This window comes from Bacillota bacterium (genome assembly GCA_012837285.1).
Taxonomy (GTDB): domain Bacteria; phylum Bacillota; class DTU030; order DUMP01; family DUMP01; genus DUNI01.
Genome location: DURJ01000041.1, coordinates 1 through 5,361, shown reverse-complemented (window position 1 = coordinate 5,361; position 5,361 = coordinate 1). Strand labels below are relative to the sequence as shown.

The 5,361-nt window shown below is 52.0% G+C and carries 5 protein-coding genes; 3 read left to right on the top strand and 2 right to left on the bottom strand.

From position 1 onward, the window contains the following. Positions 1–345 precede the first annotated feature (345 nt). Together GX016_02585 and GX016_02580 are read right to left on the bottom strand one after the other, a co-directional pair. A complete protein-coding gene (locus GX016_02585; protein ID HHT70452.1) occupies positions 346–858 on the bottom strand; it encodes a DMT family transporter in 513 nt (170 codons plus the stop codon). Positions 859–956: 98 nt separating this feature from the next. Further along, positions 957–1,181, bottom strand: a complete 225-nt coding sequence (locus GX016_02580; GenBank protein HHT70451.1) for an alpha/beta-type small acid-soluble spore protein — start codon at positions 1,179–1,181, stop codon at positions 957–959. A gap of 233 nt (positions 1,182–1,414) precedes the next feature. Between GX016_02580 and mobB the strand changes: the two genes are divergently transcribed. The 3 genes from mobB to GX016_02565 all read left to right on the top strand — a co-directional run. Next, positions 1,415–2,830, top strand: coding sequence for a molybdopterin-guanine dinucleotide biosynthesis protein B (mobB, locus tag GX016_02575; protein HHT70450.1), 1,416 nt, complete (start codon positions 1,415–1,417; stop codon positions 2,828–2,830). Between the two features lie 178 nt (positions 2,831–3,008). Continuing rightward, positions 3,009–3,551, top strand: a complete 543-nt coding sequence (locus GX016_02570; GenBank protein HHT70449.1) for an RNA polymerase sigma factor — start codon at positions 3,009–3,011, stop codon at positions 3,549–3,551. After that, positions 3,538–5,361, top strand: a 1,824-nt coding sequence (locus GX016_02565; protein ID HHT70448.1) for a hypothetical protein, incomplete at its 3' end; no start/stop codon positions are given. The genes GX016_02570 and GX016_02565, both read left to right, overlap by 14 nt.

Below are 5,361 nucleotides of genomic sequence, written 5' to 3'. Positions count from 1 at the left end.
TAGATTATGTGGTGAATGCCCTGGATGACATCTTAAGCCACCAAAAAAGCTTCTTATCCATCGCCTTTTCCACTGGCAAAACTATGCTAGGCCGGTTAGTGCAGGGGAAGAAAGAAAAATAGGAGAAGAGCAAGATCCTTGATCAAAAGTAAGGAATTTGGCAGAGTGGAAGCACTTAGTCAAACTAAGGATCCTGGCAAAATTTTCTTGATAATACTCCGGAAGACGTCGATGAACCCCTTGCTGAAGAAGAGCTTCTTGCAATTAGTAAGGCAGAACAAGATATAGTCCTAGAACGAGTAAAATGTTGGGAACAAGTTAAGAAGGAACTTGGCTTATGAGACGTTACTTTTTCACGTATAATAAGAGCCAAGCACCGGCGGCCAACAGCGCGAGTCCCAACAGCTTGGTCCAGGTAAACGGTACTTTGTCCAGCCCGAAACAGCCCAAGTGATCGATACACAGGGCAGTAAGGACTTGTCCCACAATAATGGCCGTGGTGGCGCTGGCCACGCCTAAGCGGGGAATCACCGCGGCTACGCCGGCGATAATGAGTACGTTAAGTACACCCCCTAAATAAGCATACCAAGGAACAGTTGCAATTTTGGCCCAGTTGGCGTGGCCAAGGCCAAACACAACCGCCGCCGCAGTAAGGACAGTGCCAATGATATGAACTACTAAGGTGGCGGGGAACAAGCCGATGACCTTATTTAAAGCGGCATTGAGTGAACCTTGGACCGCCATGGCCAGTCCGGCCACAGCGGCCAAGCCCAGCATTAAGAATTGCACCGGCGTGCTCCTTTCTAAAGTAACCTTAAGACTAACCGAAGACGGGACAGGAAAGGCACGCCAAGACATAAAAGAAAATGTGCCCGCCTGTCCCGTTTAATCCGGGAGAAGAAGGCCAAGCTAAAACGCCGGCCTTCTCTAATTTTAGGTTAAATTGGTAGCTTAAGTTATCCTTGAGTGAGCAGTGATTGTTGGGCCATTTGAATCATGCGCCGCACCATGTGTCCACCCACAGCGCCACAGTCGCGGGAAGCTATATTGCCCCAATAGTCTTCCGAACCTTGATAAACAGGGATACCCAGTTCAGCGGCAATTTCGTATTTCATATTGTCCATTACCTGGTGCGCTTCCGGCACCACATGCGGACGCTTGTTCCAACTTCCTCTTGCCATCTTTGTGCCACCTCCTGACCTTAGTCTGTCCGAAAGGGTGTTTTACTTACTGCAAAATTTCAGGAAGAGGGAGCGGTTTCTTCCTTACCAGTGGTTTACAGTTTGGCAAGCAGGTTTTTGTCTTAAATCAGCGAACATAACTAAGCGAGATGGCTTTTTGCCTGATCTTAGCTTTAGTATGCCCATGTTTACTACTTCATTTAGCATCATAGAGTATAAAAGGATGGTAATTTATGCCAAATTATCCAAATTACGCTGCAGTTTTAGCCAAACATATTATTCTCGCTCAGGTAGGTAAGGAAGAAGTCCCTACTTTGCCCCTGGCAGCGGAAGCAAAGGTGGCGGCTCAGCTAGGCCTCAAGCGGGCTGATTTGCAGCGGGCCGCTTTAGAGGCCGGTATTGTCCCACGGCGGTATCTGCGCAACATAGGCACCATCGGGATCAAAGGACAGCTTAGCCTACTTAAAGCCACAGTGGCGGTAATCGGCTGCGGTGGACTAGGAGGCTTGATTGTTGAACTCCTGGCCCGCATGGGGGTGGGAACGCTCATCTTAGTGGACGACGATGTATTTGAGGACAGCAATCTTAACCGTCAGCTCTTGTGTTCTGAGGCCGATGTGGGGAAGCCCAAAGTCATGGCCGCTTATGAGCGGGTTCGAGCTATTAACTCTGCTGTGGACGTGTGCTGTTTCCAACAGCGGTTAGAATACGAGAATGCACGGGCCATACTTCAGGGGGCGCACCTGGCAGTGGACGCCCTGGATAGTCTTCCCAGCCGGTTTGTATTGGAGCAAGTGGCGGGTGAGCTGGGTATTCCTTTAGTTCACGGAGCCATTGCTGGGTTTTTGGGTCAGGTAATGACTGTGTTCCCCGGCGACTCCGGCTTGCGACAAATCTATGGTGAACCAGGCGGCCGCGAGCGAGGCATAGAAGTAGAAACGGGTAATCCGGCGGCTACACCGGCGTTAGTGGCAGCGCTGCAAGTGCAGGAGGCAGTTAAGCTCCTTACCGGTATAGGCGAGCCGTTGCGGGAGCGCCTGCTTTATCTGGACACCCTCAGCGGTGAGGCTTCGCTGCTCAAGCTGGCTGAGACCGGTACCGAAGAACATAAGCGCAAGATCCCAGCGGCTGCCTTCAGAGCACCATCCCCCATAAGCTTTGTCGGCACATCCGGCTCGGGGAAGACTACTCTCTTGGTAGAGCTCATTGCCGAGCTGGCCGGTCGGGGACTAAAGGTGGCGGCGGCTAAACATAGCCACGCCCTGGTGGATTTGGATAAAGAAGGAAAAGACAGTTGGCGTTATCGTTTGGCCGGGGCCAACAGCGCTGCTTTTATCAGTAGCGGGCAAGCGGCGGTGTTCTACCACGTTACGGCCCAAGAAGCAGCCGAGAGGGTAAAGGACTGGTTTCCCGACGCGGATGTTATCTTGGTGGAAGGGTATAAAACCGGGCCCTTTCCGAAAGTATTGGTTTACCGCGACGGTGTATCGGAAAAAATATCACCTTGGCCGGAGAACATAATTGCTGTCGCCGGTGATGTGGAAGCGGCCAAGAGGGCTGGTTTGTCAGAAACTCTCCCCGGTTTCGGCTGGGGTGATACCGCCGCCCTGGCTGACCTTTTGCTCCAACAACAAGCCCTAATCAAGTAGGGATCTTGGCCGCTATAGTGTGTGCGGCCACCATCTTTCTAGGGGCGGCCCTCTGTGGCCGCCCGGTATTTTCTGGCCTAACGATAGTTGGGTGTTTTTTTGTCCAGGAGCGTAACTTTGGCCCAGGGTAAACAGTTAATACATATGAAGGGTGTTTTCGGGGAAAGGGTGAAACCATGTGCCGGCTCTTACACGGGACCAAGAAAGCTCTTTAGTGGCGGACGCCAAAGCTGATCCGGATGCTTTCGGCGACCTTTATGAGTACTACTTACCCAAAATTTACCGCTTTGTTTATTACCGAACGGGGAACAAGCACGAGGCCGAAGATGTAGTGGCCCAGACGTTTCTGCAGGCAATTGAGAGTTTACCCGGGTACGAGGACCGCGGTTTTTCTTTGGGCTGCTGGCTGTACAAAATAGCGGGCAATCTTATCCAAACACGGCTAAAATCGAGAAACCGAGAAATACCACACTCGGAAAATGTGCCTGAGGCTGACTGGGATGTGAGTCTTGAACTCTTGCCTGAGCAGCTTTCTTTGCAGCAAGTACTACAGACTCTGCCTGATGCCCAGCAGCAGGTATTGGTTCTTCGCTATATTCAAGACTTGAGCATAAAAGAAGTGGCCCAGATCGTGGGCCGATCAGAAGGCGCAGTCAAGCAGCTGGCGTTTCGAGGACTGCAGAACATGCGCGAAAGGATGAACTGCCTTGAAAAACAATAATTGGGAAGCGGAATTCATCCAACTGGAAAAAACCATAGGGGAAGAATTGCGGAAGCTGCCGCCGGTAAACCCGGACGAGGAATTCAAGGAGCGCTTAAAACAAGGCATGTATTCTAAAATGCCCCCAACCCCAAAACGGCGGCCAAGGCCGAGAGCGAACAGAAGACCATGGTTTAGGGTAGGTGCTTTGGCAGCAGGCTTGCTGTTGGCGCTGGTCCTGGCTAGGTTTAGCTTGGCACCTGAACCGGATCCCAACACACCGTCTATTGGGCCGTTCCTGGTGCCCACAGTTCAAGCCAGCCCCGGCGGCAGCAGTGGTTTCCTATCTTCTGCCGGACTAGATCAAGTACGCCAGGTGGAGTTTATGGTTCAAGGTGAACTTCCGTCTTTACCTGATAAGGCTACGGCTCTAAAGTATACTGATAGTTCCTGGACCATGAACGAGGTTCTGGAATTGGCTACCAATTTGGGGCTAAAAAACCCGAAGCGGTTAGGAGAAGAACCGTCACCTGCACTGGGGCCGACTTTTATAGAAGCTGACAACGGCCGCTTGTATGTATGGCTAGGTCCGAGTAATTGGCTTCTAGAAACTGATCAGCAGCTTATTACAACAGATAAAATAGATGAAAGCAGCGCGGAACATGCTGTTAGCCGCTGGTTGCAGCAAGCGGGGCTCTTTCCCTTAGAAAAGAATTTACAAGTGCAGGTTCAGCCGAGCGATGACGGGTTCAGTACCGGCTGGGAAGTAACTATCCGTCCGATAAGTGGGCCCGAGGGAAAACCCATTATGGGTAGAGGACCGGAGATTAGTGCCATGGTAAGCTCTGACGGGCAGTTGCTATCTGTATCTTATATCTGGCCCGAGGAAGGCAAGGAGATAGAATTGCCCCTGGCCGATTTTGAGCAGGCGCTGGACGCTTTGGCCAGAGGTGAGGGCAGCTTTGAAGTTGCCGATTATCGGCCCTTTGAGCAAGGGAGGGCTGTAGTAACTGAAGCTGAGCAGGGTTATCAATTGGTTTACCCGTTGGACGACGCTCCTTACCTGATACCGGTGGCTATCTTTCGCGGGCAGCACGTTGTTGGTGAAAGTACGGCTGATTTTACCGCTTGGGTTTCCTTGCTACCGCCGTATACCAACGAAAATAGCGGCAATTTCCTCCTGGAAACTCAATTGCCGCCACATAAAAAAACGCTGTCTCTGCTGCGGGAACGGGACCGGTCAGTATCTGAAGCAGAACTGCCTATTATTGCCGCCCATTTCGGCTTGAATCCGAATAACTGGGAAGATGATGAGATCGTGGGCGACGGTCAAACCTTATCGGCCACCAGTTGGGACGGCGGCTGGATGTATCGCGGACCAGGGCTGCTTAAAGGGCAAAGAAAGGCAGAAGAAAAGCTGCCGCCGGAAAAAGCCTTAGCCTTGGCTACCGACGTAGTACGACGCCTGCCCAATTTACCCGGCCAAGTGGGAGCAGGCCAAGTATTGCCTGGGGCCGACAACGATTCCTACACCTATGTAAAGTTCCCCCTGCTTTACGAAGGTCAACCGGTTGCCACCTGTAATTCTCCTGGCCATATATCGAACGTTTCCGTACAGCTGGGGCCCGATGGTGCCGTATGGTTTGTGCATCTGGCCCATCCCATGGAGGCGTTGCCGGAAGAAGCCGAGCTAATCTCTCCGGAGGAAGCCTGGGAGAGATTGCAGCAAAACGACTTTCTTATTTCCTTAGATGAAGGTTGGGGCTTACTGCCCGGCGACCGCTTCGCCGCCGCCTACTCCCGAATAGAGAAAGTAGAGTTGGTCTACTGG